This is a genomic window from Kitasatospora sp. NPDC091276, from assembly GCF_040684355.1.
Lineage (GTDB): Bacteria > Actinomycetota > Actinomycetes > Streptomycetales > Streptomycetaceae > Kitasatospora.
The window spans coordinates 65,579-91,000 of the sequence record NZ_JBFBFU010000016.1 but is presented as its reverse complement, the minus strand read 5'-3'; the positions used below and the strand labels follow the sequence as shown (position 1 = coordinate 91,000).

At 70.4% G+C, this 25,422-nt stretch carries 23 protein-coding genes and 1 pseudogene; 10 read left to right on the top strand and 14 right to left on the bottom strand.

Annotated elements, in window-relative coordinates; all coding sequences use genetic code 11:
- Positions 1 to 122 precede the first annotated feature (122 nt).
- Entirely contained in the window at positions 123 to 941 is an 819-nt protein-coding gene (locus AB0O19_RS21265) for a methyltransferase domain-containing protein (protein WP_363621405.1), read from the bottom strand.
- A gap of 159 nt (positions 942 to 1,100) precedes the next feature.
- Here AB0O19_RS21265 and AB0O19_RS21260 point away from each other — a divergent pair.
- The 3 genes and pseudogenes from AB0O19_RS21260 (at position 1,101) to AB0O19_RS21250 (ending at position 3,305) form a co-directional block, all read left to right on the top strand.
- Positions 1,101 to 2,248: pseudogene (locus AB0O19_RS21260) on the top strand (dihydrofolate reductase family protein).
- Positions 2,249 to 2,305: 57 nt separating this feature from the next.
- Positions 2,306 to 2,971, top strand: coding sequence for an HAD-IA family hydrolase (locus AB0O19_RS21255; protein ID WP_363621403.1), 666 nt, complete (start codon positions 2,306 to 2,308; stop codon positions 2,969 to 2,971).
- Between the two features lie 58 nt (positions 2,972 to 3,029).
- Positions 3,030 to 3,305, top strand: a complete 276-nt coding sequence (locus AB0O19_RS21250; RefSeq protein ID WP_363621401.1) for a type II toxin-antitoxin system prevent-host-death family antitoxin — start codon at positions 3,030 to 3,032, stop codon at positions 3,303 to 3,305.
- Positions 3,306 to 3,504: 199 nt separating this feature from the next.
- On the opposite strand, the gene AB0O19_RS21245 is transcribed toward AB0O19_RS21250, so the two are convergent.
- The 6 genes from AB0O19_RS21245 to AB0O19_RS21220 all read right to left on the bottom strand — a co-directional run bounded on the left by AB0O19_RS21245 (position 3,505) and on the right by AB0O19_RS21220 (position 10,753).
- The gene (locus AB0O19_RS21245; RefSeq protein WP_363621399.1) at positions 3,505 to 5,373 is read right to left on the bottom strand and encodes a hypothetical protein; all 1,869 of its coding nucleotides are present in this window, start codon (positions 5,371 to 5,373) and stop codon (positions 3,505 to 3,507) included.
- A gap of 228 nt (positions 5,374 to 5,601) precedes the next feature.
- Positions 5,602 to 6,000, bottom strand: a complete 399-nt coding sequence (locus AB0O19_RS21240; protein ID WP_363621397.1) for a hypothetical protein — start codon at positions 5,998 to 6,000, stop codon at positions 5,602 to 5,604.
- Positions 6,001 to 6,147: 147 nt separating this feature from the next.
- Complete coding sequence (locus AB0O19_RS21235; RefSeq protein WP_363621396.1) at positions 6,148 to 6,261, bottom strand: DUF4241 domain-containing protein; 114 nt, start codon at positions 6,259 to 6,261, stop codon at positions 6,148 to 6,150.
- A gap of 1,699 nt (positions 6,262 to 7,960) precedes the next feature.
- Positions 7,961 to 8,515: a peptide deformylase gene (locus AB0O19_RS21230; RefSeq protein ID WP_363621394.1), complete on the bottom strand. Its 555-nt coding sequence runs from the start codon at positions 8,513 to 8,515 to the stop codon at positions 7,961 to 7,963.
- Positions 8,516 to 8,657: 142 nt separating this feature from the next.
- Positions 8,658 to 9,980 carry a hypothetical protein gene (locus AB0O19_RS21225; protein ID WP_363621392.1) on the bottom strand — a complete coding sequence of 441 codons (1,323 nt, stop codon included), beginning with the start codon at positions 9,978 to 9,980 and terminating at the stop codon, positions 8,658 to 8,660.
- A gap of 11 nt (positions 9,981 to 9,991) precedes the next feature.
- Positions 9,992 to 10,753 carry a hypothetical protein gene (locus AB0O19_RS21220; RefSeq protein WP_363621390.1) on the bottom strand — a complete coding sequence of 254 codons (762 nt, stop codon included), beginning with the start codon at positions 10,751 to 10,753 and terminating at the stop codon, positions 9,992 to 9,994.
- A 26-nt stretch (positions 10,754 to 10,779) separates the two neighbouring features.
- On the opposite strand from AB0O19_RS21220, the gene AB0O19_RS21215 reads away from it, so the two are divergent.
- On the top strand, positions 10,780 to 11,643 hold the full coding sequence (locus AB0O19_RS21215) for a glycosyltransferase family 2 protein (protein WP_363621388.1): 864 nt from the start codon (positions 10,780 to 10,782) through the stop codon (positions 11,641 to 11,643).
- Here AB0O19_RS21215 and AB0O19_RS21210 read toward each other — a convergent pair.
- A complete protein-coding gene (locus tag AB0O19_RS21210; protein ID WP_363621387.1) occupies positions 11,640 to 12,647 on the bottom strand; it encodes an NAD-dependent epimerase/dehydratase family protein in 1,008 nt (335 codons plus the stop codon). The two genes, AB0O19_RS21215 and AB0O19_RS21210, sit on opposite strands and share 4 nt — an antisense overlap.
- 41 nt (positions 12,648 to 12,688) lie before the next feature.
- Positions 12,689 to 12,814 (bottom strand): hypothetical protein, encoded by a 126-nt coding sequence (locus AB0O19_RS21205; protein ID WP_363621385.1) that lies wholly within the window; start codon positions 12,812 to 12,814, stop codon positions 12,689 to 12,691.
- A 502-nt stretch (positions 12,815 to 13,316) separates the two neighbouring features.
- On the opposite strand from AB0O19_RS21205, the gene AB0O19_RS21200 reads away from it, so the two are divergent.
- Positions 13,317 to 14,723 (top strand): hypothetical protein, encoded by a 1,407-nt coding sequence (locus tag AB0O19_RS21200; protein WP_363621383.1) that lies wholly within the window; start codon positions 13,317 to 13,319, stop codon positions 14,721 to 14,723.
- 23 nt (positions 14,724 to 14,746) lie between these two features.
- Positions 14,747 to 15,322, top strand: coding sequence for a GNAT family protein (locus tag AB0O19_RS21195; protein ID WP_363621381.1), 576 nt, complete (start codon positions 14,747 to 14,749; stop codon positions 15,320 to 15,322).
- Positions 15,323 to 15,694: 372 nt separating this feature from the next.
- On the opposite strand, the gene AB0O19_RS21190 is transcribed toward AB0O19_RS21195, so the two are convergent.
- Together AB0O19_RS21190 and AB0O19_RS21185 are read right to left on the bottom strand one after the other, a co-directional pair.
- On the bottom strand, positions 15,695 to 16,360 hold the full coding sequence (locus AB0O19_RS21190) for a hypothetical protein (protein WP_363621379.1): 666 nt from the start codon (positions 16,358 to 16,360) through the stop codon (positions 15,695 to 15,697).
- Between the two features lie 499 nt (positions 16,361 to 16,859).
- Positions 16,860 to 18,023, bottom strand: coding sequence for a DUF3631 domain-containing protein (locus AB0O19_RS21185; RefSeq protein ID WP_363621377.1), 1,164 nt, complete (start codon positions 18,021 to 18,023; stop codon positions 16,860 to 16,862).
- 95 nt (positions 18,024 to 18,118) lie between these two features.
- On the opposite strand from AB0O19_RS21185, the gene AB0O19_RS21180 reads away from it, so the two are divergent.
- A complete protein-coding gene (locus tag AB0O19_RS21180) occupies positions 18,119 to 18,610 on the top strand; it encodes a site-specific integrase (protein WP_363621375.1) in 492 nt (163 codons plus the stop codon).
- Between the two features lie 207 nt (positions 18,611 to 18,817).
- Here the strand turns inward: AB0O19_RS21180 and ychF are convergent, their stop codons facing one another.
- Entirely contained in the window at positions 18,818 to 19,891 is a 1,074-nt protein-coding gene (gene ychF, locus AB0O19_RS21175) for a redox-regulated ATPase YchF (RefSeq protein ID WP_363621373.1), read from the bottom strand.
- A 254-nt stretch (positions 19,892 to 20,145) separates the two neighbouring features.
- On the opposite strand from ychF, the gene AB0O19_RS21170 reads away from it, so the two are divergent.
- Positions 20,146 to 20,781 (top strand): DUF6542 domain-containing protein, encoded by a 636-nt coding sequence (locus AB0O19_RS21170; RefSeq protein WP_363621372.1) that lies wholly within the window; start codon positions 20,146 to 20,148, stop codon positions 20,779 to 20,781.
- A 22-nt stretch (positions 20,782 to 20,803) separates the two neighbouring features.
- Here AB0O19_RS21170 and ppgK read toward each other — a convergent pair whose 3' ends face one another.
- Positions 20,804 to 21,550, bottom strand: coding sequence for a polyphosphate--glucose phosphotransferase (gene ppgK, locus AB0O19_RS21165; RefSeq protein WP_363585437.1), 747 nt, complete (start codon positions 21,548 to 21,550; stop codon positions 20,804 to 20,806).
- Positions 21,551 to 21,717: 167 nt separating this feature from the next.
- Entirely contained in the window at positions 21,718 to 22,692 is a 975-nt protein-coding gene (locus AB0O19_RS21160; RefSeq protein WP_363585438.1) for a 4-hydroxy-3-methylbut-2-enyl diphosphate reductase, read from the bottom strand.
- Positions 22,693 to 22,779: 87 nt separating this feature from the next.
- Here AB0O19_RS21160 and AB0O19_RS21155 point away from each other — a divergent pair, with 87 nt between their 5' ends.
- Both AB0O19_RS21155 and xseA read left to right on the top strand, forming a co-directional pair.
- Positions 22,780 to 24,144: an APC family permease gene (locus AB0O19_RS21155; protein WP_363621370.1), complete on the top strand. Its 1,365-nt coding sequence runs from the start codon at positions 22,780 to 22,782 to the stop codon at positions 24,142 to 24,144.
- Positions 24,145 to 24,197: 53 nt separating this feature from the next.
- Positions 24,198 to 25,418 (top strand): exodeoxyribonuclease VII large subunit, encoded by a 1,221-nt coding sequence (gene xseA, locus AB0O19_RS21150; RefSeq protein ID WP_363621367.1) that lies wholly within the window; start codon positions 24,198 to 24,200, stop codon positions 25,416 to 25,418.
- Positions 25,419 to 25,422: the final 4 nt, after the last annotated feature.

The window sequence follows — 25,422 nt, the reverse complement described above, 5'->3', positions numbered from 1 at the left end:
ACGCGCGACTTTACCCGATCTTTCCGAACGCCCGCGCGACCGTTTCGCCCGCCCCGCCGCCCATCCCGCCGCCCGGCCTCGCCCTCGGCCCGTCGCCGGCCCGTCGCCGGCCCGGCCTCCGGTCAGCCTCGCGCCAGGATCTCGCCGTGCAGCATGGAGAACCAGCCGTCCCCGGCGGCGCTCCACTCCTGCCAGCCGGCCGCGATGCGCGCCAGTTCGGCCTGGTCCGCGAAGCCCCGCTCCACCGCCGTCCGGCCGATGGCGGAGCCGGTCACCCGGTCCGCCCACATCCCGCCCCACCAGGCGCGCTGCTCGGGCGTCGCGTACGTCCAGGTGGTGGCGGTCGCGGCGATGTCGGTGAAGCCCGCCGCCCGCGCCCAGGACAGCAGCCGCCGCCCGGCGTCCGGCTCACCGCCGTTGGCGCGGGCGATCCGCTCGTACAGCTCCAGCCAGCGGTCCAGCGCGGGCGCCTCGGGGAACCAGGTCATCGACGCGTAGTCGACGTCCCGGGCCGCGACCACACCGCCCGGCGCCGCGACCCGGCGCATCTCGCGCAGCGCGGCCACCGGGTCGGCCACGTGCTGCAACACCTGGTGAGCGTGCACCACGTCGAACTCACCCTCTCGATAGGGCAGTTCGTGGACATCGGCGACCTCGAACACGACATTGGACAGGCCCCGGCCGGCCACGTACGCGGCGGCCTGCTCCAGCACCTCGGCGGAGGTGTCCACGGCCACCACGCGACCGCCCGGGCCGACCAGCTCGGCCAGGTCGGCGGTGATCGTGCCGGGCCCGCAGCCGATGTCCAGCAGCGCCTGCCCGGGGCGCAGTTCGGGCAGCAGGTAGGCGGCCGAGTCGGCCGCCGTCCGGGAGCGGTGCGAGCGCAGCACGGCCTCCTGGTAGCCGTGGGTGTAGACGGTGGCGGGCTGCTGTCCGGTCATGGTGTCCCCCTGGGGAGTGGTCGGTTTCCGCGACGCCTTCGACGCTAATGGACGTTCCGCATTCCGAGAAGATTCGTCTCACCTGTCGATCACCCCGCGACCGCACCACCCCCGGCGGCCGTACCGTGGGGCGCACCCGAGAGAACGGTCTCCCCGCCCATGCCCGGCCAGCGCCCCTTCGTCCTGCTGAGCGCCGCGATGTCCCTCGACGGCCACCTCGACGACGCCTCCCCCGACCGCCTGCTGCTCTCCAACCGGGCCGACTTCGACCGGGTCGACGCCGAACGCGCGGCCGCCGACGCCGTCCTGGTCGGCGGCAACACGCTGCGCGCCGACAATCCGCGCCTGCTGGTCAACGACCCCGCACGCCGGGCCGCCCGGCTCGCGGACGGCCGCGCCGAGTACCCGCTGAAGGTGACGCTCAGCGCGAGCGGCGCGCTCGACGCCGACCTCCGCTTCTGGCACACCGGCGGCGCCCGGCTCGCCTACACCACGGACGCCGGCGCGACCGTGCTGCGGCCCCGCCTGGACGGGCTGGCCGAGGTGGTCGCGCTCGGCGGCGCGGTGGACCTCGGCGCGGTGCTGGACGACCTGGGCGCGCGCGGGGTGCGCCGGCTGATGGTCGAGGGCGGCGGCGGCGTGCACACCCAGTTCCTGGCCCAGGGTCTGGCGGACGAGCTCCAACTGGCGGTCGCCCCGCTGCTGGTCGGCCAGGCCGAGGCGCCGCGGTTCGTCCGCCCGGCCGCGTTCCCGGGTGGCCCGGCCCGGCGGATGCGCCTGCTGGAGGCACGTACGGTGGACGACGTCGTCCTGCTCAGGTACGCCCCGAAGGAGCCCGCCCCGTGACCGGAGTCCGTCCCGTGACCGCCGACCTCGGCCACCTGCGCCGGGCCGTCGAACTCTCCCGCCGCTGCCCGCCGTCCGCGACGGCCTTCTCGGTCGGCGCGGTGATCGTCGGCGCCGACGGCGAGGTGCTGGCGGAGGGCTACAGCCGGGAGGGCGACGCGCACGACCACGCCGAGGAGGCGGCCCTCGGCAAGCTGCCGACCGGCGACCCGCGGCTGCGCGGGGCGACCGTCTACAGCTCGCTCGAACCGTGCGGACAGCGCGCCTCGCGGCCGGCGCCGTGCGCCCGGCTGCTGATCGCGGCGGGCGTGCCGCGGGTGGTGGTGGCCTGGCGCGAGCCGGACCTGTTCGTCACCGACTGCCAGGGCACGGCCCTGCTGGCGGCGGCCGGGGTCGAGGTGGTGGAGCTGCCGGAGCTCGCCGAGGCGGCCCGCGCGGTCAACGCCCACCTGCTCGGCTGATCTTTTGTATCATCGGGGAACAAAGAGCTCGTCCTTCCTTGCCCGAGGAGCAGCCCCATGCCCGCCACACCCCTCCAGCTGACCGCTCGCGCCCTCCTCCTGGACATGGACGGCACCCTGGTCAACTCCGACGCCGTGGTGGAGCGCTGCTGGCACCGCTGGGCCGAGCAACACGGACTCGACCCCGTCGCCGTGCTGGCCGTCGCCCACGGCCGCCAGGGCCACGCGACGATGGCCGAACTGCTGCCCGACCGCCCGGTGGAACTCAACCTCGCCGACAACCGGCGGATGCTCGCCGCCGAGCGCGCCGACACCGACGGCGTCGTCCCGATCGCCGGCGCCGGCGCCTTCCTCGCCGCCCTGGACGGCCTGCCGCACGCCCTGGTCACCTCCGCCGACGAACCGCTCGCCCGGGTCCGGATGGGCGCCGCCGGCCTGCCGATGCCGCCCGTCCTGGTGACCGCCGAGTCCGTCGGCGCCAGCAAGCCCGACCCGGAGGGCTTCCTCAAGGGCGCCGCCGCCCTCGGCTTCGCCCCCGCCGACTGCCTCGCCTTCGAGGACTCCGACGCCGGCATCACGGCCGCCCGCGCCGCCGGCATCCGCGTCGTCGGCATCGGCCCCCGCGCCGCCGCCCACCGGCCGGACGCCCACGCCGACACCCTCGACGACATCACCGTGACCACCGCACCGGACGGCACCCTGACCGTCACCGTCCGCCCCTGACCGGGGCGGCGACCCGGTCACCCTTGTCACCGCACGAGTCAGATGTAGGAGTCGAGCCATGAAGACGACGACCTACTCGGACTCCCGCGCGCGCTACGCCGAGGTGCTGAACGCGGTCACGGACGACCGCGAGGAGATCGTGATCACTCGCGCCGGACACGAACCGGTGGTCATAGCCTCACTGGAGGACCACCAGCCCCTCAAGGAGACCGCCTACCTGCTGCGCAGCCGCACGGTGACACGGAAGGGGCCGGGCTCGACAGAGCCCGGCCCCTTCCGGTCCGCACATTCGACCAACCGGTCAACTCGCGGCAAGCAGACGGCTAGACGTTGAAGCGGAACGCTTGATAGCCGATCCTGACCTGCGGCGGAACGCCGATCACGCTGCTGACCAGGGACTTCTTGGTTGGCCGGCGATGACCCGCGACGGTCGCGATCGGGCGTCCTGCGGACTGCCTGCGGACCGACTTGCGTCTTGATCACCGCGGAGACGGTGCATGGTGCGCTTCTCCAGGCTTCTCTGTCGGCTGGCGTCAGACTGGTTTCGGTGGACTCACAAAGGAGTGCTGGACAGGACAGTCTGCCCTGCTGCATGCGGCATGATCACAGGCGCGGACGTTGGCCAATGCGAGTCGGGCACCAATGAGGGCAGGGTCCTCACGATCGGGATGTCCGTAAAGGAAGCGAGACATCGCATCAAGAGGCGTGTGGGCGTTACGTACGTCCGTGAGCAGCTCAAAGATGAGTTGTGGGTCGAGGCGGTCGTCATAGGCAGCTCGCGCCCAGGCCACGAGAACGTCGTGTGCCTGGTCACGCACCTCATGCTGGGAGAGCGTCACCCGCCAACCTTCAATGAGGAAATCGCGGTACTGGGGTTCAGAGCGCGCGAGAGTAAGCAGGTTGGGAAGGACACTGTGCTGCGGCTCGGGGTCGGCCAAGGCCAGGAATGCCCGAGCACTGGTAGGGCTCTGAGCGTAGCGATCAAGCCAGGTATCGACCGTGTTGACCACATGAACGAGGCCTGTGCCGCTTGCGGATCCATGCATGATCACGGCCTGGGCAGCGGTACGGGCGGGCGCATCGTCATAGGCCAGGAGATGCCGCAGCCGGGTGAAGGCGCTGTGCGGCCAGGTCTGGCGGTAGCTGCCGCTGCAGACGTCCGCTACTACGGCCCGCCGACTCTCCGTCGATGCCTTCGCCCAGTCCAGCAGAGTCTTATGGGCCTTGCGGGCAAGTTCGGGTGTGCTGGCCGCCCTCGCCATCAAGCCCGAGACGATGGCGCTCCGGTCGGCGTCATCGATGCCCGCCCATGCCTCCACGATGGGGAAGAACGGCCCATCAATAGCCGTGCGTGACAGTTCCAGCAACCGGTCGCCGATCTGCTGGGCCCACTTGGCAGCGACCGCTCCAGGAGCAGTGATCTTAAGAAGCCACTCTCGGGTGGTGCTCCGTTCATCTGCCCAGTGGTGCCAGTCCATACGGATGGCGGCCATCGCCAGGCCCGGATGCCGATCGAAGACCGCTCGGTCGTCATCGGAGACATCAACACCGACATCCTGCATTCGACGGCGCGGGCTGCGGCCCTCACGGAAGCGGCGAGCTGCCCCTTCATCACGGTCTCCGAAGGCGTTTGCCACCTTGATACACAACTCGACGGGGCCGTTCTCCAGATAAGAACCAGCGAGGAGCATGACGCGGTCCTGGCCACGAGTGCCGGCTTCGGTCAGGACACGCTCCAGGAAGACCGACCATTCCCGGACTTCGTCCTGAATGGCCTGGAGCTGTTGCTTACTCGCATCTTGAGCGCTCTGCTTGTCACGCGCGTGCTGCAGGGCTCGCTCAAGGCGTTCAGGGGTAACCCGGTGCAGCCGTTCCGCCATCGCCACTGCGTCGGTTGGCCTGACCCCCCGGGTGATCAGACCGGAAAAGACTCCGGCAGCCAGGTTGGCCGTGCCGCCGAACAGGCCGCTCCGGGCCGGCTTGGGGTCGGCTTCGAGCCACTCGGCCTGGTCGGGGCTACCGAGCTCGAAATGAAGATGATTGCGGGCAACCTGTACGGCATCCGGGCGCACTGCCGCGATGGCCAGACCTGGATCGCCCGACCAGTCGCTAGGCCTGCCGATGATGACCACGCAGCTGCCTTGAGCATGGAGCCTTTCAGCCCAGGAGATGAGGGCGTGGACGGTGTCAGCAGGTAGCGAGCGCAGCGTAGTGTCGAGAAGGTAACCGCGCCCGGCTGCCGGGTCGGGGAGGATCTCCTGGTCCGGGGTCTCGTCGTCGTCCCAGTCTTGGGCGACATGAAATAGTTCTGCTGGCTTTGGGGCGCTGGGCAAGTGCAGCTCAATCGCCCGGATCGCAGAGACACCGCGGCCTGTTCCCGGCTCACCCGTGATGACTGCCAAGCCCCTCGTGGACAGCACATTGGCGACACGCTGCGGCGTCGGTGTGTGGGCCCAAAGAGGCTCGGCGGCAGCTCGGCGTTCTCGCGCCGAAACGGGGACCGTCGGCAGCTTCGGGCGCCGGGTAATGCTGATGGGCCCGGAGTTCGGCCCTGCCACCTGTACCACTGGGCCTGTGTTGCCGGAGGCCGACTGGGAAGTGGGACCTTGCGGAAATCCGGCGGTCACCGTTCAGCGCCTTTCAGTATTCAGACTGCCGAAGTTGTCCCGGCCAACCTGAATCACTGGCCCACTGTTGCCTGTCGCGGTCTGGCTGATCCCGGTCAGCGGAGACTCCGAAGCTCGACTCGCCAGGAGCGCCAGATCCTTTGCGGCCTCCGGGTAGTCCTCAGCCAACGTAAGCAGCCGCCGACGCCACCGCTCCTCGACCTCGGTTCGGTCCAGTTCCCCGATCTGTGCCTGATCGGCATCGAGCCTTGCGAGCTGCCGCTCCTCCTCGGTCTGGCCAGCTCGGTGGAACAGCCTCATCGCCAACTCTCTCGCGCCAGCCCAACTGTCCTTAACCATCTCGGTCACAAGGGCAACCGCAGCAGCACTGGCCACTGCAGCCAGCTGCACTTCCTCACCCACTGGCCCCACCACTCCCTCCGTACGGCAGCCACATAGTGGCGTCAGACCTGGCACAGAGTCGCAGATTCGACAGCCCCAACGAGTAGCTTCACTCGAAGTCGTCTCAATACATACTGCGAAGACCAGTTCGATCGTAGCTACCAGCTGTCAAGCTGTACCTCTGACCTCACCACCAACACTTTGGCCGCCCCAGGTCGAGTAGCACCCGTCACCCGAGCCCGAAGGAAACGCGACGAAGTTGTATCCGTTCTCGATCAGCAAACGCGCCCGCTAGCCGATGGCCCAGGAGGCCAATGCCCAAGTGCACGAGAGCCTCCTACGCCCACCACCGCTGGGCTAGACTGCCCCCATCGGCGGGTACGCACGCCGAACTCCGGCCCAGGCACATCTCCCGCTTTTGCCTCGGCTGCGACGGACAAGGGCCTCCGGCTCGCGTAAGCCATCGTCGTTCCCTGCGAGGGGCCGGCGCGGGCGGGAGCGCGCCTCCGCCCCCGGAGGACGGCATGGTTCAGAACAGTGCACGCAAGCGTGCGGTACGACACGCGGCCTCATTGAGCGGTTCCAAATACACCACTGCTCTGCGTGGGGTTGAAGCAGAACGTCGGCAGTCACAGTCCACTACGTCTCAGGTGCAACATCGGCAGGCCAGTCGGACTCGCCAAAAGGCGGCCTCCGTACGGCGCAGGTATACCGGGGAGAGCTACACCGCTGCGTTGGCAGGAGTCGGAGCATCAGGTGACCTGGGTCTGGACTCGCCAAGGCCAGAACAGCAAGAATTCCGTGCCCTCCTCGCACTGGCACTTCTCAATAAGGGGCAGATTTCCCCAGCAGGCATGGGGTGGGAGTGCAGCACACTCAGTGCCTACGATCCAGTCATCTCATCTCGTGACGACGCGTTGGTCGTCAGTGACTCACGAGCTCCCGATAATGTCACGGCGTGGATCCTGCCGACACGCTCTCCGGGTGCACCGCTGCGCATCCCTGGCCTGCGCCTAGCGTCGACCCATGAGTCCGACCATCGAACCTACGTAATGCAGCACCTCCCGACAGGGGCACGTCTGGTCGTCACTTCCAGCCCGGCTGGAGAAGTGCCTTCAAGCGCAGGAGACGCAAGCCCTTGGCGCGATCACCTGACGCTCGACGATGAGCTGACAATGCGAGAGCAGCACGCACTCGACGCAATCCCGAAGATGACTAGCAGCGCCCGAGCACTGTTGGCAGGCTTGGTAACGCGCTACACCATGGAAGATCCCAAAGGGAAATGGGCCACCAGCTGGGATTGGGACCCGCTGGATCGGCCGGGAGATCGCAGAGAAGAAAGGCTCCCACTCAGGGAAGGCGTGCAACGAAGGCTATGGGGAGAGGGAAAGTCCTGGGAACTGCAGTGGACGGGATATCCCTACCCAAAGGATCTCGCAATTGCCTTGACTCATCCACTGGTAGGCATCAGTGGCGCCCGGCTGAGTCGACACCGCGACACGTATGAGGTGACTTTGGGGGACGCCTTGCTTGAGCTGCGGGCCTGGAGGGCATGACATGGAATTGGGAGCGCTCTCCGCAGCCTGCGCTGCACTCGTGGTAGGTCTGCTGACGTGGACCCAGTCCCGCTCTTCAAACCGCCGAGCTGATTTCATCGCGATCACAGACCGGCTCGACCGAGAACTAGAGAGCGAGAGAGAACAACGGCGGCTCTTGATGGGCTTCGTCCTGGACCTGCTCCAGTGGGCCCGTGCCGTGGAATCGGACCCACAAGCCGGCCCACCACCGTCCCCTCCAACCGGACTCGACCTCAAACCCTGGCTGCGGTAATGATGGAGCGTTTTTGCCAGCGATCCCCCCTGCAGACTGGCCGGCTCCAACAAGCTGGGAGTTCATGGTACGGGGAGCCTATTCCTGCCGGCGGCTTCCGCGCCGGGTATCTGCCTGTGATCGTCGAATGTCGCCCAACAACGGTTCGCCCTCAATAGGCCCAGGTCGAACCCGTGCCCCGGTATTCCTCGACCGGAATCGGGTGGACGTCAGGGCACATGCGGTCGGTATAGAGGAGACCATCGAGGTGGTCGACCTCGTGGGCGATGAGGCGGGCGACGCCGAACTCGTAGGTGACGGTGGTGATGGTCCCGTGAAGGGTGGTGGAGGTGACGTCCATGCGGAGGGGACGGGGGACCATGCCGCGGACGTCGAAGAAGCTGAGGCAGCCCTCGTACTGTTCATCGGTCTCGTCGGAGACCGCTGTGGCCTTGGGGTTGAGCAGGATGATCGGCTCGGCGCCCGCGGTCGGGGGCAGGACGAGGGCGGCAGCACGGGGGATGCCGATCTGCGGGGCGGCGAGGCCCATGCCCTTGGCGAAGGAGTGAACGCGTCCGATCCGGTCGACGGCGGTGAACAACTCGTCGGTCACTGCCTGGACGGCGGCTCGTTCGGCCGGGAGGTCGAAGGGCTCGGCCGGGTGACTGAGGATAGAGGCACCCTGCTGGACGACACCGAGGGACTGCAACTGCTGGCTGGGACGCACCTTGATCACCTGTTCCCTTGGTCTATGGCTGGCTTGGGGCGACGCGGACGGGAAGGCGGGGCAGGGGTGGCCCAGGTGAAGTGCTGGGCCACCGTTCGGAGCGGCGGCTTACGGCAAAGCCAAGCAGGACTCTGATCCCACGCTACCGGCGGTGCCCCACTGCCTTCCCCGTTTCGTCCCTGCGCATAGCGGTCATCGACAACTCGGCGAGTCGCGGGAGGAATTTCACGTCGAGCTGCTCGACCGGGTGCAGGAGACCCCTCTCGCAGATCTCGGCGACCCACACCACGCAGTTGGCGCGCGGGTAGGCCGGGTTGATCCCGATCTCGCCCTTCGGGAAGGTGCCGTTGAAGGGTGCCGGGATGCCCTCGGTGTTCCAGTAGGCCCATGCTTCCAGGGCCTTGGCCTGTTCGAAAGCGAGGTAGAGCTGCGGGTAGCGGTCGATGACCCGCAGTTCACGGAAGACAAGCTGCCCCATCAGTCCCGGCGCTGTTTCAGCGAGAACGTCGAACTCCGAGCGATGGAAGGAGAAGGACGTCGCGTCCTGGCTCGGGGCGAGCGCTACGGCAGCGAACAGATGTGACAGGCGCTCCCGCACGTAGTAAGCGACTCCGGCGGTCAGCCCGGTCTCGATCTGGCCGATGAGCTCAAGGAGGTGGTCGTGTCCTGGGTTGAAGCGGGACAGGTCGAAGAGCTTGTCCATGCCCTGGACGGCGGAGAAGGCGAGCTGCTTGTAGAGGCGGTTGTTCATCTCGCCGAGCTGTGCGTAGGCCTTGGTCTCGTGGCTGGTGGAGTGGAGCATCAGGTACTCGGAGAGCACCTCGAAGTAGAGGTAACCGAGGAACGGGAACGCCGGAACGGTGGCAGCGAGCTGGTCGATGAAGTCGGTGTCCGGCGTTGGTGTTCCGGTGGCGTTGGCGAGGAGGGTGTCGAGGAAAAGGGCCGCGGCCTCGATGCGTCGCAGGGCCGTCTGGCGGAGCTGGGCGTCTTCGTACTCGGTGAGGAAGCTGCGGTGGGTGAGGTAGGTCCGCAGGTGGACGGTGCCAAGGCGGAGGTAGTCGATGCCCTTGGGCGGGACCGGGGCGTCGGGGGTGATCTCGAAGACGAGGGTGCGGGTGTGCTTCTTGGTCTCCAGTAGGTAGGAGCCGAGGTTGTGAGGGCGCAGGCCGGTGAGCTCCGGCGTGAGGGGCGCGCAGTAGAGGGCGGCGACGAGGCAGCCGGTGGAGGCGTAGAGGTGGCCGCTGGCGCGGATGGCGTCGAGGGCGACGGTGGTGTGCATCAGGTGGATGGGGCGGCCGGAGACGAGGGACTCGGTCGTGGCGTTGGCGCGCAGGAGCCAGCCGTTGGGGGTCTCGTGTTCGAGGTGGGAGCGCCAGTCGGCTTCGGTCTCGGTGAGGCCGGCGGGTCCAGGGCGGGTGGGGTTGGTGGTGTGGTCGGTGTGGGCGTTGTCCCACTCGGCATGCACGGGCTGGCCTCCTACTGCGCGGGGTCGGTGATCTGGCGGGCGTGGATGAGCGCTCGGTGGTTGCTGGCGCCGTCGAGGCGGGCCTGTTCGCTGCGGACGACCAGGTCGTGGGCGGTGGCGTGGAGCCAGTCGGGCGGCACGAGCCGCAGGTGGGACGGGTCGGGCCACCAGCGGGCGAGGGGGAGCCGGTAGCGGTCCAGGCAGTCGGCGACCTTGAGCAGGTCGATCAGGTGCGGTGCTCGCTGGTAGCGCTGGTTCTGCTGCACGGTGAAGCGCTCGTACGGCACGTCGTGGAGGCTGATCGCGGTGGCGGCCTGCGCGAGGACGTCCTGCGGCAGCTCCCGCCCGATCATGCCGGTGACGGCGGCGTGGTTGCGGGTGAACCAGGCCGTTGCCCGCCGGCCGTGGCCGGGGTCGTCGCGGTCGTTGTGGCGCTGGCAGTCGTGGACGGCCGCAGCGGCGCACAGCGCGGCCCTGTGGTCGCGGTCGAGCCCGTACTCCAGGGCAAGGATCGACGAGAGCAGCGAGACGCGGGCGTTGTGCCGGACGCCGTGGATGGAATCGACGCACCGGGGCTGCGCGAACCAGGTGGCTTCCGGTACCAGCATGAGCGGCAGGTGTGGCAGGGTGGGCGGCGCGGCGGCGACCTCGGGCCGCATCTCGGCGATCCAGTCCAGGGTGGGCTGGTCCATGACCTGGTGGTCCGGAAGCATCCGGTTCTCGGCGAGTCCTCTGAGCGACGCGGCGCCCGAGCGATGCGTTTGTTGGGTCATGTCTGCTTCCTCGAAGGGATGGTGCGGTGGACGTCAAGCTGGGCGTGGCGGTCCTGACCATGGGCACGCGGCCGAAGGAACTGACCGAGCTGCTGGCCTCGGTGGAAATGCAGACCGTCCCGGCCGCGAAGGTCGTGGTGGTCGCCCAGGGCTGCCCGCTGCCGGAACTGCCGGCGTGGGTGGAGGGCGTCGAGCTGGCTGAGAACCTCGGGGTGACCGGCGGCCGGAACGTTGCGCTGGAGCATCTGCGTGACGTGGACGTGGTGATCGACCTGGACGACGACGGTCTGCTGGTCGCCGACGACGTGTTCGCGAGGATCGAGGCCCTGTACGAGGCCAACCCCCGGCTGGGCATCGTGTCCTTCCGGATCGCCGACGAGACCGGGCTGACCCAGCGCCGCCACGTTCCCCGACTGCGGGCCGGCGACCCGATGCGCGGTGGCGAGGTGACCAGCTTCCTCGGCGGCGGCCATGGACTGTCGACGAAGATGCTGCAGCAGGTCGGGGACTGGCCGGACGCATTCTTCTTCGCGCACGAGGAGACCGACATGGCCTGGCGGGCGCTCGACGCCGGCTGGCGGGTGCTGTACGCCCCGGAGCTGCTGCTGCAGCACCCGCGGACCAGCCCGACCCGCCACTCGTTCTTCTACCGGGTGAACGCCCGCAACCGCGTGTACCTCGCGCGCCGCCACCTGCCCGCTGTGCTGGTGCCGGTCTACCTCGGCGTGTGGGTGGCGCTCACTGTCGCCCGCACCAGGAACGCCGCTGGGTTGAAGGCCTGGTTCTCGGGCTTCGCCGAGGGCTGGCGCACACCGTGCGGTCGGCGCAAGCCGATGCGCTGGCGCACGGTGTGGACCATGACCCGGCTCGGCCGGCCCCCGATCATCTAGGCCGCAGCCGCCCGGCGCATCCACTCCGGGATCGCGCTGGGGTTCGCCCGCAGCCAGGCCACGTAGCGGGCGACGCCCTCCTCGATGCTGGTGGTCGGCCGCCAGCCCAGCAGTTCCTCCATCCGCTCGACGGAGGCGTACCCGCCTTCGGGGTCGCCGAGTGGCATCGGCGTCTCGACCAGCTGGGCGTCGGGGTAGTGGGCGCGGACCAGTTCGGCGACCTGCCGGATCGACGTGCCAGTTCCCGTACCGATGTTCACCGTCTCGTTGTGCGCACGGGGCGAGGTCAGCGCGTGCAGGGTGCCGGTGGCGATGTCGTCGACGTGGACCAGGTCACGGACCTGGCGGCCGCCGCCGTTGAGCTGCAGCGGGAGGCCGAGTGTGGCCCGCATGGCGAACCAGGCGACCACCCAGGAGTGGCTGTTCTCCTTCACAACCTGCGGTTCACCGTAGACCGAGAAGTACCGCACGATCGCGTAGGAGCGGTCAGCCTCCCCGAGCATGGCGGCGGTCTGGTACTCGCCCCAGACCTTGCTGTTCCCGTACACCGACACCGGCGCGACTGCCGCGTCCTCGACGAACTGCGGGCTGCCGTTGCCGTAGACGCTGGCCGAGGAGACGAACACCATGCGCTGGACCCGGGGGGAGGAGGCGACGGCGTCGAGGACGTGCTGGGTACCGATGATGTTGGAGTCGATGGCGTCCAGCGGCAGACGCGTGCAGGCGGCCACGTCGGCCAGGGCGGCGGCGTGGATCACGTAGTCGCATTCGGCGATCACTCGGTTCATCAGGCCCGGTTCGGCGATGTCGCCGACGATGAAGTCCGGGTTGAAGGTGTCGATGCCGAAGCGCTCGCGGTACACCTCGGGCGGGTAGGCGTCGAGCTTGCACACCGAGATGGCGCGTGCGCCGAGCTGGCGGAGCTGGGCCGTGATGCGGCTGCCGATCAGGCCGCCGGCCCCGGTGACCAGGACGGTCTTTCCGGCAAGCTGTTCAAGGGACATGAGGTGTTCCCCTCCTGTGGTGAGCGTGGAGTGTTGGCGGATCAGTTAGCGCGGTGCCGCGGGCAGGCGCACTCGGGCCAGACCTCGATCCGGGCGACGTACTCGTCGGGGCCTGGGTTGGCGGCGATCACGCCGGAGTCGTCGTAGCGGGTGCCGTCCTGCGCCACCTTGAACGTCCGGATGGTCAGACCCGGACGGCGCCTGGCGCGAGTGGCGCGGCCCTCTCCAGCAGTTGTGCCCGCCTCGCTGTCCGAGGGGGACCGGGATTCCGCAGCGCGTCGGGTCGTGGCCTCGTCCATCGGATCCCTCCCATTGCCGGCCACGGGTCGGTGTTCCCGCGGCGCTGGACGGGGTGATCGGCAGGTGCTGCAAGCCACCCCGATCTCACGCTTCGCTGTCATCCGTGTGCGGATTGCGAAGTGCCGCCAGCATGGCGGCGGGCGGCTACGCATCGATACGACGTCGCTGCCGTCATGGCCACGTCGTCGCCGGACGCTGGTTGGCGTGGTCGACGATGTCGTGCGTCATGACCGCCGTCATGGCTGCCGTCATCTGGCCCGAGAGCCCTCCGGACGCGTTTCCTGCGGACCGGCCATGGCTATCGTCAGAGCAGACGAACGGGGACGGAGAGGATCCGCAGTGGCCGAAACTCCCACGCTCTTAAGGGCCTTGACACTGCAGCGCCACTGGCAGGTCTACGAGACCTTCCGCCTCCGGTTCGAGGCGACGGCGAACTCGGCCGCCGAGCAGGAAAACGACCCCCGGCTACGGGGCCTGTCGGTCTCCAAGCGGCAGTTCGAGCGCTGGTACGGCGGCGCGGTGAAGACTCGCCCCTACCCGGACCAGTGCCGGGTCCTGGAGGCGATGTTCGGCGTCAGCGTCGACGCGCTCCTCGCGCCCGCACCGGCCCCGTCCCTGCCGGCGCCTGCGGTCGCTGGCTCGTTCGTCGTCCCGCCACCACGGCCGGTCCCTGTCCTTCTCCCGTCCGAGCAGGCAGCGGTACTGCCTGCCGGTGGCCCGTCCAACAGCGAGACCCGCTTCGACGCGGGCACCCCGGAATTGGAAAGGCAGGTCGCAATGGCGGCTCGTCGCGCACTTCGGTTCACCGCGATGGCGGAGGGCAACAGCATCGGCCCGGAGACCCTGGGCCAGATCCACGACGAGGTGCGGCGACTGACCGTCGCCTACCCCAGGCTGGCGCTGCCGACCCTGCTCGGCGACCTGGTCGAGGTCCAGGACCTCACCTTCCGCCTTCTCGAACACGGCCGCGTCAAGCCCCTGCAAGCCCGCGACCTGTACCTGCTCGCCGGGATCACCTCCGGCATGCTCGCCAAGGCCAGCCACGACCTGGGCAACCCGAGCGCCGCGATGATGCAGGCCCGCACCGCCTTCGTCTGCGCCGACAACGCCGACCACCACGCCATGCGCGCCTGGGTCCGCTCGCTCCAGTCGCTCATCTCCTACTGGGCAGGCCGCCCCGGCGAGGCCGCCGACTACGCCGCCCTCGGGCAGAGCGCGGTCGGCGACGTCCGCGGCACCACCAGCGTCTGGCTCGCCTGTCTCTCCGCCCGCGCCCACTCCCTCCTCGGCGACGGCGAGGCCACCCGCACCGCCATCCAGCAGGCCGAGGACGCCCGCGCGGCCGCTGAACCGGACGACCTCGACGCCTTCGGCGGCATCATGACCTTCCCCGCGCCCCGACAGCTCTACTACGTCGCCGAGGCCACCGTGCAGCTCGGCGAGGACGCCGCACTCGGCGAGAGCCAGTCCGAAACCGCCGTCGCCGCCTACCGCGACGCCTCCGAAGACGAGTGGGCCTTCGGTGACGAGGCCGGCGCCCAGACCGACCTCGCCCTCGCCCGCATCGCCCGATGCGAGGTCGAAGGTGCCGCCGAGGCCGTCCGCCCGGTGCTCGACCTCCCCATCGAGCAGCGGAACTTCGGCATCGTCAGCAGCGCCCAGCGCGTCCACGCCGCCCTGCATGGCGTCGGCCGCCGCAGCGTCGGTGCGGCGGCCGACCTGCGCGAGGAGATCGAGGCCTTCACCGCCACCCCGACCTCAGTCCTCGTCCGGTGACCCCACGGATAGGCTCCGCAGCCATGACCCCAGTCCACCTGGCCGGCCCCCGCCTGGCACTGCGCGAAGTCGAACCCGAGGACACCGACGCCCTCCTCACCATCTACGGCGGCCCCGAGGCCACCCGGCACCTCAGCTTCGAACCCCGTACCCGCGAGCAGGTCCAGGCGATCACCGCCCGCTCCATCGCCTCCGCGAACGCCACCCCGCGCACCGAGTACTGCCTCGCCATCACCCGGCTCGGCGAGCACCAGCTGATCGGCTACGCGCGCCTGGCCACCGAGCCGCAGCAGGCCGCCACCATCGGCTTCGCTCTCCACCCGGCCGAGTGGGGCAAGGGCCTCGGCACGGAGACCGTCCACCTGCTGTGCGCCCTCGGCTTCAACGTCCTCGGCCTGCACCGCATCTGGGCCGCCCGCTCCCCGCTCAACGAGGCCTCCGCGCGCACCCTGTTGCGGGCCGGCATGACGGAGGACGGGCGGATCCGCGACCACGTCTTCGTCCACGGTGCCTGGCGAGACTCGATCACCTACTCGATCCTGGAGCACGAGTGGTCGCCGAACGGTGTGCTAGGGATCGCCGCCGAGCACGAGAGCTGAGTCCCGGGCCTACGGGCCTGGCAACGCAGCACCTCCGTTCCCTTCCCGCTGGCCTTGGCTCCAGGGCCTGCCCTCGCACCCTGGGCGAGGGCGGCCGTGTTCGGCGGCCAGCAGGACTGTCCTGCGGGGCAACATGCTCCGACAGGAGCAGGCCAGGGGGTAAGGACTCCTTACCCCACAACTTGCTCCCCTTGCTCCCCTTGGGGTGAACCGGGGTAAGCAGTGCTTACCTCACAACTTGCTCTGCCTGGGGCTCGTTCCGGAAATCCCGGCATCGACATGTGGAGTTCCGGAACGAGCGGTTCGCGCCGACTGTGTGCCGCTCGCCCGGTTCCGGATACGGAACCGGGCGAGCGGCATGTCGAGGCAGAGTCAGGCGACGATGGCGTGCGCCGAAACCGCTTCGGGCTGGTCGGTCTGCTCGCTCCTCACGAGCTCCAGCAGTTTGCCGACCCGATCGTTGCTGATCGATAGGCCAGCGCCGCGCACTGCTTCCTTGATCACTGCATGGGTGGCACCCCTCTCTGTGCCGGCAGGCCCAACCACCTCAAGCAGTTCGTCCATGCTGGCCGCTGGCTTGCGGCCTGTGCGCTTGCGGGAAGCGGCAGGCTCCTGGCTCGCAGACGGGGGTCGACTGGTAGAGGCCGGCTGGGCCTCTTCGGCTTCTGCCGCCGAGGCAGGAGCCAGCACCTGATCCGGCTCAGCGTCGCCCTCGTTACCGGCGGAAGGATCGCCCGGCTCGGACTTGGCGGGGCCCGCCTCCTCCACTCGAGTGGTGGAGGCGGACGAGGTATGAAGCTGGCGAAGGAGGGCTGGGCCGACGACTCCCCAGCCGAGGAGAAGTAGAGGCGCAACGGCGTCGAGAGTGGCCCGTCCGCAGTGTCCAGCAAGGATGGGTTCGGCGGTGTTGAGGGCGAGGGTGAGCACGCCACACAGATGCATCAGCCGGGTGGCGGAGCGCAGTTGGGAGGGGTCCATACCAATGGCGGAGAGGTGGTGCAGGGCCACCAGGAGGCCGAGCACGGACAGGTCGACCATGGGGGCGATGAGCCGGGGCAACGGGGTGCGGGACGCCTAGGCGCAGGGCGAGGGCCCACACGTTGCCGAAGGAGAAGCCGAAGGCGAGGCCGGCGATGGCCGTCATCACGAGGGTGATCGTGGTGCGGGCGATGGTTCCGGAGCCGGTCGGTTGGGTGTCCGGCTGGGTGGTGGACATACGAGCGTGTCCTTGCGGTGGAGGGGTGTTCGAGAGAAATCCGTCTTTGCCGTCTTGCCGTTGCATCTGCGGGCCAGGGCGGTACGACAAGGTCCAAGCGCGGCTTGGCCGATGGCGTCCGGTGCGGGAGCTCTTCCGTCTTGGGACGGTGAACCGTCCCAGCAGAAGGGCATTTGACCTGCACTTTTACGGCAGGGACGGCTGGGACGGCACGAGACGGGTGCGCTTCCCGTCCCGGGCCCGGCCCGCCGCCCGCACTCGGGTCCGTGCGGCGGCGGGCCAGTCGCCGTCCTGTTCGGTCTGCCGTCTTGGCCTGACAGGTCAGCTCACGCCGCCGACCGGGGCGATCGGATAGACGGCAGGGCAGTACCGCCGCCAAGCGTCGGTGAACTTGTGCCGCATGTAGCCCTTGCGCTGTGTGCCGTCGCCGGTGCGGACGTTGCCCGAGGAGATGCCGAACTCACGCAGCATCGAGCCGAGACCGCGCGGAGTCAGGCCGCCTCGACCCCACTCCACCCACGGCGCCTCATGGTCACCGTTGAGGGCAAGCAACAGCTGGTCGGTGGTGATGCTGTCGGGGTCGCCGGCCGCGTGGAAGGTCCGCCGGATGTCGGCCAGGATCTTGGCCCCGCCGGGGTTGTCCTCCTCAGCCTGCTGCACCTCGGCGTCGACCATGCGCTTGCATGCCTGCCGGGCGAGCCTGGGCCAGGAGCCACCCGCCAGGTCGGCAACTATCACCAGGGGTTCCCAGGTGTCGGCGGCCCGATCCTCGACCGGCATGTCCGGTTCCAGGTGCAGAGCCGGCTCGGCGAGCGGCGCCGACCAGCGGGCGATCCGGTCCCGGATCTCGTGAAACCCGGGCCCGTCGCGCTCGGAGCGGTACGGCGAGACCGTCTCGCCCTCGGCACGCCTGCGCATCCGGATCACGATCGACCGGTCCATGATCGTGTCCGGAAGGTCGCCGATGCCGGCGATGGCCGCCATCGCGAAGGTGTGGAATCGGCCCGGGGTGTGGTCCTTGCCGACGACCCGCAGCACGTACCGGTCGCGCTGGTGTCCGGCGTTGAGCAGACCGCGCATCTCCTCGTTCTTCTCCGCCACCTTCGGGCTGCCGAAGATCGTGTCCGCCTCGTCCACCAGCAGCGTCGGCGGGTTCTCGGTGATCGAGCGGAACACGGCGGCCGGAGACGAGTTGACCGTGAGGAGCGCCTGGTGGACGGTCTCGGTGAGCACGTCCAGCAGGCGCGATTTGCCGCACCGCTTCGCCGGGCCGACCACCGCCAGGCGCGGCGCGTGCTGCCACGACCTCTGCAGGTGCGTCGCCGCCCCGCACAGCGTGGTGGCGTCCAGCGCTTCCTCGGAGGGCAGGATCACGAACCGCGCGATCCGGGCCTTCAGCTGCGCGAGCAGTTCGGCACCCTCACTCGCCTCGGCGTCCGGGATCAGGTCGATCCCGTCCGGGACGGCAGGCCCCGCGGGTGCCACCCCTGCTGGCCGCCCACCAGCTGTAGACAACTCGGCCTCGTACCGCCGATCCGGCTGGCCCGGTATCGCGACAGGCGGCCACGACGCATTCGGGGGTGCGTCATTGGACTGGGGAGACGCAGGGTTCAACGTGCACTCTCCGGCCGGGCGAGCTCTTCGGGCTCCAGCTCCGGCACGTCGACTTGCTGCACGCCACCGTCACCGTGGAACAGCAGGTCCAGCAGACGGCCAAGCACGGCGTCTACGCCGGGCCGCCGAAAACCACCCGGTCCTACCGGACCGTTCCCCTCCCGAAGATGGCCGTCCAGGCGATAGCCGCGCACCTGCGGGACTTCCCGGTTACCGACCCCGAAGGCTGGCTCTTCACCGCTCCCGAGGGCGGCCCGGTCGTCTACACCAGCTTCATGGACGGCTCGTGGCGGCCCGCCTGCCAGCGGGTCGGCATACCGAAGGGCACCGGCCCGCACGCGCTCCGGCACCACTACGCGAGCCTGCTGATCAAGCACGGCGAGTCGGTGAAGACCGTCTCCGAGCGGCTCGGGCACACCAGCCCCGCAATGACGCTGAACATCTACACCCACCTCTGACCCGGCTCCGAGGAGCGGACCAGGGCCGCCGTCGACCGCGCGTACGCCGACGACGGCGGCGCGGACCGAGGCGACCTCCCGGGCACCGAAGCGGCGTAGCCGACACCGGTTGCGTTGGCCGGAGTTGGCAGCCTCGCGGACTCCCTGCGGACCGAAAGGCCGCCCAACCCGCTCCGCCGCAGGTCAGACGGCCTTTCCGCAGTTCGACTAGACGTTGAAGCGGAACTCCACCACGTCGCCGTCCTGCATGATGTATTCCTTGCCCTCGATGCGGGCCTTGCCCTTGGAGCGGGCCTCGGCGATGGAGCCGGTCTCGACCAGGTCGGCGAAGGAGATCACCTCGGCCTTGATGAAGCCCTTCTGGAAGTCGGTGTGGATGACTCCGGCGGCCTCGGGGGCGGTGGCGCCCTTCTTGATGGTCCAGGCGCGGGTCTCCTTGGGGCCTGCGGTGAGGTAGGTCTGCAGGCCGAGGGTGTCGAAGCCGACCCGGGCGAGGGTGGCGAGGCCGGGCTCCTCCTGGCCCATCGACTGGAGCAGTTCCAGGGCCTCGGCGTCGTCGAGCTCGATCAGCTCGGACTCGATCTTGGCGTTGAGGAAGATCGCCTCGGCCGGGGCGACCAGCTCGCGCTGGACGTTCTTGAAGTCCTCGTCGGCCAGCTCGGCCTCGTCCACGTTGAAGACGTAGAGGAAGGGCTTCGCGGTCAGCAGGTGGAGGTCGCGGATCGGGGTGGTGTCGAAGCCGGCCTCGAAGAGGGTCTTGCCGGTCTCCAGGACCGCCTGCGCGGCCTCGGCGGCGGCCAGCACGGGGGCGGTCTCCTTCTTCAGGCGCGCCTCCTTCTGGAGCCGCGGCAGGACCTTCTCGACGGTCTGGAGGTCGGCCAGGATCAGCTCGGTGTGGATGGTCTCGATGTCGTCCTTGGGCGACACCTTGCCGTCCACGTGCACCACGTCCGGGTCGGTGAAGGCGCGCACGACCTGGCAGATCGCGTCCGACTCGCGGATGTTGGCGAGGAACTTGTTGCCCAGTCCCTCGCCCTCGCTGGCGCCGCGCACGATGCCGGCGATGTCGACGAAGTCGACGGTGGCCGGGAGGATCCGCTGGGAGCCGAAGATCTCGGCGAGCTTGGCCAGCCGCGTGTCCGGGACGCCGACGACGCCGACGTTCGGCTCGATGGTGGCGAACGGGTAGTTGGCCGCCAGCACGTCGTTCTTGGTCAGGGCGTTGAACAGGGTCGACTTGCCGACGTTCGGCAGGCCGACGATTCCGATCGTGAGCGACATGAAGCGCAGTCCCGTGGGCTTGGAGGAGTTGGGTCGGCACCGTGCGGGCCGACCCCCAAGTCTACGGGCAGCGCCTCACGCCCCGGTCGCCGCCGGGAGGGGCGCCAGGAACTCCGGTCGGCCGCCCGGGCGGCTGGGCCGGACAGGTCAGGCCGCTGAACGACGATCACATCAGCACTCCGCCAGGAGACACGGGGCAAGACCTGAACGGTCCATTACACAGTGTGGCGATGATCGGACCGTACGTTGGGCGGGTGGAGCAGAGCATCCGTACCCAGCCGCCAGGGCCCAGACGCCGACCGCCGAACGGCGCGGCCGGGGCCGCCGTCCCCGGGCCCGGCCGGGCTCCCGAGACCGCCGGAGCCCCCGCCGCCGCCCCCGCAGCCCGGCTACGCCCGGTAGCCGGGCCGCCCGCCGCCACCACCGCCCGCCCGGCCACCCCCAGGCTGCGGTTGCGGCTGCCGCTGCGCGGACGCGCCGAGGCCCCGCTGTACGGGCGGCGCCGGACCGGACGGCCGACCCGGCTGACCGCCATCGGCACGGGCGTGGCCGCCGTGCTGGCGACCCTCGCCGTCGCGGGCCTGGACCGGCTGCTGTTCGACGGCCTCGGCTGGCTGTTCGGCCTCGGCTACCTGGCCGTCTGCTTCCAGCTGGCCGTCCGGGTGCGCTACGTCGACCTGCTGGCCGCACCGATCAGCGGGCCGATCGCCTTCGCGCTGGCGCTGCTGCTGCTCGGGCCGGTCACCTCCTCGGGCGTCACCGCCCAGGTGGTGGCGCTGGCGACCGGGCTGGCGCTGCGGGCCGGCTGGCTGTTCTCCGGCACCGGGCTGGCCGCGCTGATCGTGCTCGCCCGGTTCGTGGCCCAGCGCCGGATCCAGCGCTCCCGCTGAGCGGCGCCTCGGGCGGGCGGCCTCAGCCCGCCGCCCGGGCCGCCGCCATGGCGGCGCCGACGATGCCCGCGTCGTTGCGCAGCTCGGCCGGCACCACCCGCGCCTCCCGCTCCCGCAGCAGCGGCAGGAACTTCTCGTGCTTGCGGCTCACCCCGCCGCCGATCACGACCAGCTGCGGCGAGAACAGCATCTCGACCAGGTCCAGGTACTCGTCGACCCGCCCGGCCCACTGCTCCCAGGTCAGCCCGTGCCGTTCCTTGGCGGCCGAGGAGGCCCGGCGCTCGGCGTCCTTGCCGCGCAGTTCCAGGTGGCCCAGCTCGGTGTTGGGCACCAGCACGCCGTCCACGAAGAGCGCGCTGCCGATGCCGGTGCCGAAGGTGAGCACCAGCACCACGCCCGACTGGTCGCGCCCGGCGCCGTGCACGGTCTCGGCGAGCCCGGCCGCGTCGGCGTCGTTGAGCACGGTCGCGGGCAGGTCGAGCGCCTCGCGGAACAGGCCCGCGGCGTCCAGGCCGATCCAGCCCTTGTCCACGTTGGCGGCGGTTCTGGTCCGGCCGCCGACCACCACGCCGGGGAAGGTCAGCCCGACCGGGCCCTGGTGGTCGAACTGGCGGACCACCTCGCGGACGGCGGCGACCACGGCCTCGGGGGCGGACGGCTGCGGGGTGAGCACCTTGTACCGCTCCTGGGCCAGCACGCCCCGGGCGAGGTCGACCGGGGCGCCCTTGATGCCCGAACCGCCGATGTCCACGCCGAATACCGCCGCCATCACGTCCACCCTCCGCCGGGGCTGCGGACCGCTTGTCCACAGCCTGTGCACAAAACTACGAGAGGGCACGGGTGGACGCACAGCAGAAAACCCGGCAACCCCGAGGGGGTGCCGGGCTCTGCGCGAAAGGACCCGGGAGCGGTCCGGGAGCGGTCCCGGGACCGGCCCTACAGCTTGCCCGCCGCCTCGGCGCGCAGGTCGCGGCGCAGTTCCTTGGGCAGCGAGAAGGTCAGGTGCTCCTCGGCGGTCTTGACCGTCTCGACCGTGTCGTAGCCGCGCGCGGCCAGCCACTCCAGCACGCCCTCGACCAGGATCTCCGGGACGGAGGCGCCGCTGGTCAGGCCGACCGTGCCGACGCCCTCCAGCCAGGCCTCCTGGAGCTCCTCGGCGAAGTCCACCAGGTGGGCGGCCTTGGCGCCGTACTCCAGGCCGACCTCGACCAGGCGGACGGAGTTGGAGGAGTTCTTGGAGCCGACCACGATCAGCAGGTCGGTCTCGGGGGCCATCTGCTTGACCGCGACCTGGCGGTTCTGGGTGGCGTAGCAGATGTCGTCGCTGGGCGGGCTGACCAGCGCCGGGAAGCGCTTCTTCAGCTCGCCGACGGTGGCCATGGTCTCGTCCACCGACAGGGTGGTCTGGGACAGCCAGACGACCCTGGACTCGTCCCGGACCCGCACGTTGGCGACGTCCTCGGCGCCGTCCACCAGGTGGATCCGGTCCGGGGCCTCGCCCATCGTCCCGACGACCTCCTCGTGGCCCTCGTGGCCCACCAGCAGGATGTCGAAGCCCTCGTCGGCGAAGCGCACGGCCTCCTTGTGCACCTTGGTGACCAGCGGGCAGGTGGCGTCGATGGTGGCCAGCCGGCCGGCCTTCGCCTCGTCGTGGACGGACGGCGCGACGCCGTGCGCGGAGAAGACCACGATCGAGCCCTCGGGCACCTCCTCCGTCTCGTCGACGAAGATCGCGCCCTTCTTCTCCAGGGTCTGCACCACGTACTTGTTGTGGACGATCTGCTTGCGGACGTAGATGGGCGCCCCGTACTGCTCCAGGGCCTTCTCCACGGCGATCACGGCGCGGTCTACACCCGCGCAGTAGCCCCGGGGGGCGGCGAGCAGGACACGGCGCGGCGCGGTGTTGGACATGGCTCCATCGTACGGGCGGCGCCGAGCCGCGCCGACGGGAGGCGCTTTCCGGACAGACCCGGTCGCCGGTGCTCAAATGTGGTGTCTATGAGCTCTGCGAACGGGCAAACGGAACCGGGCGGCCTGCGCCGCAGCCTGAGCGTCCGCGACCTGATGGTCTACGGCCTGCTGTTCATCGCTCCGATGGCGCCGGTCGGCGTGTTCGGCGTCCTGGACGCCAGGAGCCACGGCGCCGTCGCCACCGTCTACCTGGCCGCGACCGTCGCGATGGGCTTCACCGCCTTCTCGTACGCCCAGATGGTGCGCGCGGTGCCGCAGACCGGCTCGGTGTTCGCCTACGCGCGGGCCGGGCTGGGCGAGGGGCCCGGGTTCATCGCCGGCTGGATGGCGATGCTCGACTACCTGCTGATCCCGGCGGTCGCCTACCTGTTCTCCGGGATCGCGCTGAACTCGCTGGTGCCCGGGGTCTCCCGCTGGGTCTGGACGGCGCTCGCGGTGGTGCTGACCACCGCGCTCAACCTGATCGGCGTACGGACGGCGGCCGTGGTCGGCTTCGCGGTGCTCGCCCTGGAGATTGCGGTGCTGGCGGTGTTCGTCGCCGCAGCCGTGGTGGCGCTGGTCCAGGGCGGCGCCCGGCGCGGCTGGGACACCCCGTTCACCGCCGTCGGCGCCTTCTCGCTGACCGCGGTGATCTCGGCCGTGTCCGTCGCGGTGCTCTCCTACCTGGGCTTCGACGCGATCGCCACCTTCGTCGAGGAGGCGGTCGGCGCCTCGGCGGCGGTGGCCCGGGCCGTGCTCTGGTGCCTGGCACTGGCCGGGGTGCTGTTCGTCGCCCAGACCTACCTGGCGGCGCTGCTGGAGCCGCTGGGCCCGCAGCAGCTGGCGGCCGACCCGGCGGCGCAGGGCTCGGCCTTCTACGACACGGTGGAGAGCGGGGTCGGGCACTGGCTGCACGTCCTGGTGGCGGCCAGCAAGGCGATCGGCGCGGCCTTCGCGGCGCTGGCCGGGCAGGCGGCGGCCGGGCGGCTGGTCTACGCGATGGGCCGGGAGGGGCGGCTGCCGCGCGTCCTCGGCACGGTCGACCCGGCCACCGCGGTGCCGCGCCGGGCGCTGCTGGCGGCCGCGGTGATCACGCTGGCCGCGGCGGTCTGGGCGGCCGACCGGGACGACGGGCTGGACCAGCTGACCTCGGTGGTCAACGTCGGCGCGCTGACCGCCTTCGCGCTGCTGCACGCCTCGGTGATCGGCTGGTACACGGTGCGGCACGGCTCCCGGGACCGGGTGCGGCACCTGCTCGTCCCGGCCCTGGGGATCGCGGTGATCGCGGCGGTGGTCTACGAGGCCTCGACGACCGCGCAGCTCGTCGGGCTGATCTGGCTGGCGGTCGGGCTGGTGGTGCTGGGCGTCCAGGGCTCCCCCACTCCGGGCGGCCCTGTCGGCGGGCGCCGCTAGCCTCGCGCACACGGCCGGCACCAGCTCCCCGGACAGGCCCTAACCTCGTACGCATGGCCAACACCAGCTCCCCCGAAGCCCCGATCCCGGTCGGCAAGGTCTCCGCGCTGATCGGCGGCTGGATCGACCGGCTCGGCGCGGTCTGGGTGGAGGGGCAGATCACCCAGCTCAGCCGCCGGCCGGGGGCGGGCGTGGTGTTCCTGACCCTGCGCGACCCGCAGGCGGACGTGTCGCTCACGGTGACCTGCTTCCGCTCGGTGTTCGACCAGGTCGCGGAGGTGGTGCAGGAGGGCGCGAGGGTCGTCGTGCACGCCAAGCCGGAGTGGTACGCGGCGCGCGGGCAGCTGTCGCTGCGGGCCTCTGAGATCCGGCCGGTCGGGCTGGGCGAGCTGCTGGCCCGGCTGGAGCAGCTGAAGCGGCGGCTCGCCGGGGAGGGCCTGTTCGCGGCCGAGCGCAAGCGCCCGCTGCCGTTCCTGCCGCAGTGCGTCGGGCTGGTCACCGGGCGCGGCTCGGCGGCCGAGCGGGACGTGCTGGAGAACGCCCGGCGGCGCTGGCCGGCCGTCCGCTTCGAGGTGCGCAACGTCCCGGTGCAGGGGGTCAGCGCGGTGGAGCGGGTGAGCGCGGCCGTCCGGGAGCTGGACGAGCACCCCGAGGTGGACGTGATCATCGTGGCCCGCGGCGGCGGCAGCGTCGAGGACCTGCTGCCGTTCTCGGACGAGGGGCTGGTGCGGCTGGTCGCGGCCGCCCGTACGCCGGTGGTCAGCGCGATCGGCCACGAGCCGGACCAGCCGCTGCTGGACTTCGTCGCCGACCTGCGCGCCTCCACCCCGACCGACGCCGCCAAACGGGTGGTTCCGGACGTCGGCGAGGAGCTGGCCAAGGTCCGCCTGCTGCGGGACCGTGCCCGGCGGCACGTCCTCGGCCGGGTCGAGCGCGAGCAGCACGGGCTGGACGGCGTGCGCAGCCGCCCCGCGCTGGCCGCTCCGCACCGGATGCTGGACGGGCGCGGCCAGGAGGTCACCGCGCTGTTGGAGCGGGCCCGGCGCACCCTGCGGCACCGGCTGGACCACGCGCAGAGCGATCTCGGGCACACCCTCGCCCGGGTGGTCGCGCTGTCCCCGGCGGCCACCCTGGAGCGCGGCTACGCGGTGCTCCAGCGGACGGACGGCACGGTGGTGACCGACCCGGCGCAGGTCACGGCCGGCGAGGGGCTGCGCGCCCGGGTCGCGGGCGGGGCCTTCGACGTCGCGGTGGCGGACGGCCAAGGCTCGTAGGAAC

What these genes read in the sequence shown, in the direction of transcription:
- AB0O19_RS21265 (WP_363621405.1), bottom strand. Translation starts at nt 941, where the DNA reads ATGACCGGACAGCAGCCCGCCACCGTCTACACCCACGGCTACCAGGAG.
- AB0O19_RS21255 (WP_363621403.1), top strand. Translation starts at nt 2,306, where the DNA reads ATGCCCGCCACACCCCTCCAGCTGACCGCTCGCGCCCTCCTCCTGGAC.
- AB0O19_RS21250 (WP_363621401.1), top strand. Translation starts at nt 3,030, where the DNA reads ATGAAGACGACGACCTACTCGGACTCCCGCGCGCGCTACGCCGAGGTG.
- AB0O19_RS21220 (WP_363621390.1), bottom strand. Translation starts at nt 10,753, where the DNA reads ATGACCCAACAAACGCATCGCTCGGGCGCCGCGTCGCTCAGAGGACTC.
- AB0O19_RS21210 (WP_363621387.1), bottom strand. Translation starts at nt 12,647, where the DNA reads ATGTCCCTTGAACAGCTTGCCGGAAAGACCGTCCTGGTCACCGGGGCC.
- AB0O19_RS21195 (WP_363621381.1), top strand. Translation starts at nt 14,747, where the DNA reads ATGACCCCAGTCCACCTGGCCGGCCCCCGCCTGGCACTGCGCGAAGTC.
- AB0O19_RS21190 (WP_363621379.1), bottom strand. Translation starts at nt 16,360, where the DNA reads ATGGTCGACCTGTCCGTGCTCGGCCTCCTGGTGGCCCTGCACCACCTC.
- ychF (WP_363621373.1), bottom strand. Translation starts at nt 19,891, where the DNA reads ATGTCGCTCACGATCGGAATCGTCGGCCTGCCGAACGTCGGCAAGTCG.
- ppgK (WP_363585437.1), bottom strand. Translation starts at nt 21,550, where the DNA reads ATGGCGGCGGTATTCGGCGTGGACATCGGCGGTTCGGGCATCAAGGGC.
- AB0O19_RS21160 (WP_363585438.1), bottom strand. Translation starts at nt 22,692, where the DNA reads ATGTCCAACACCGCGCCGCGCCGTGTCCTGCTCGCCGCCCCCCGGGGC.
- AB0O19_RS21155 (WP_363621370.1), top strand. Translation starts at nt 22,780, where the DNA reads ATGAGCTCTGCGAACGGGCAAACGGAACCGGGCGGCCTGCGCCGCAGC.
- xseA (WP_363621367.1), top strand. Translation starts at nt 24,198, where the DNA reads ATGGCCAACACCAGCTCCCCCGAAGCCCCGATCCCGGTCGGCAAGGTC.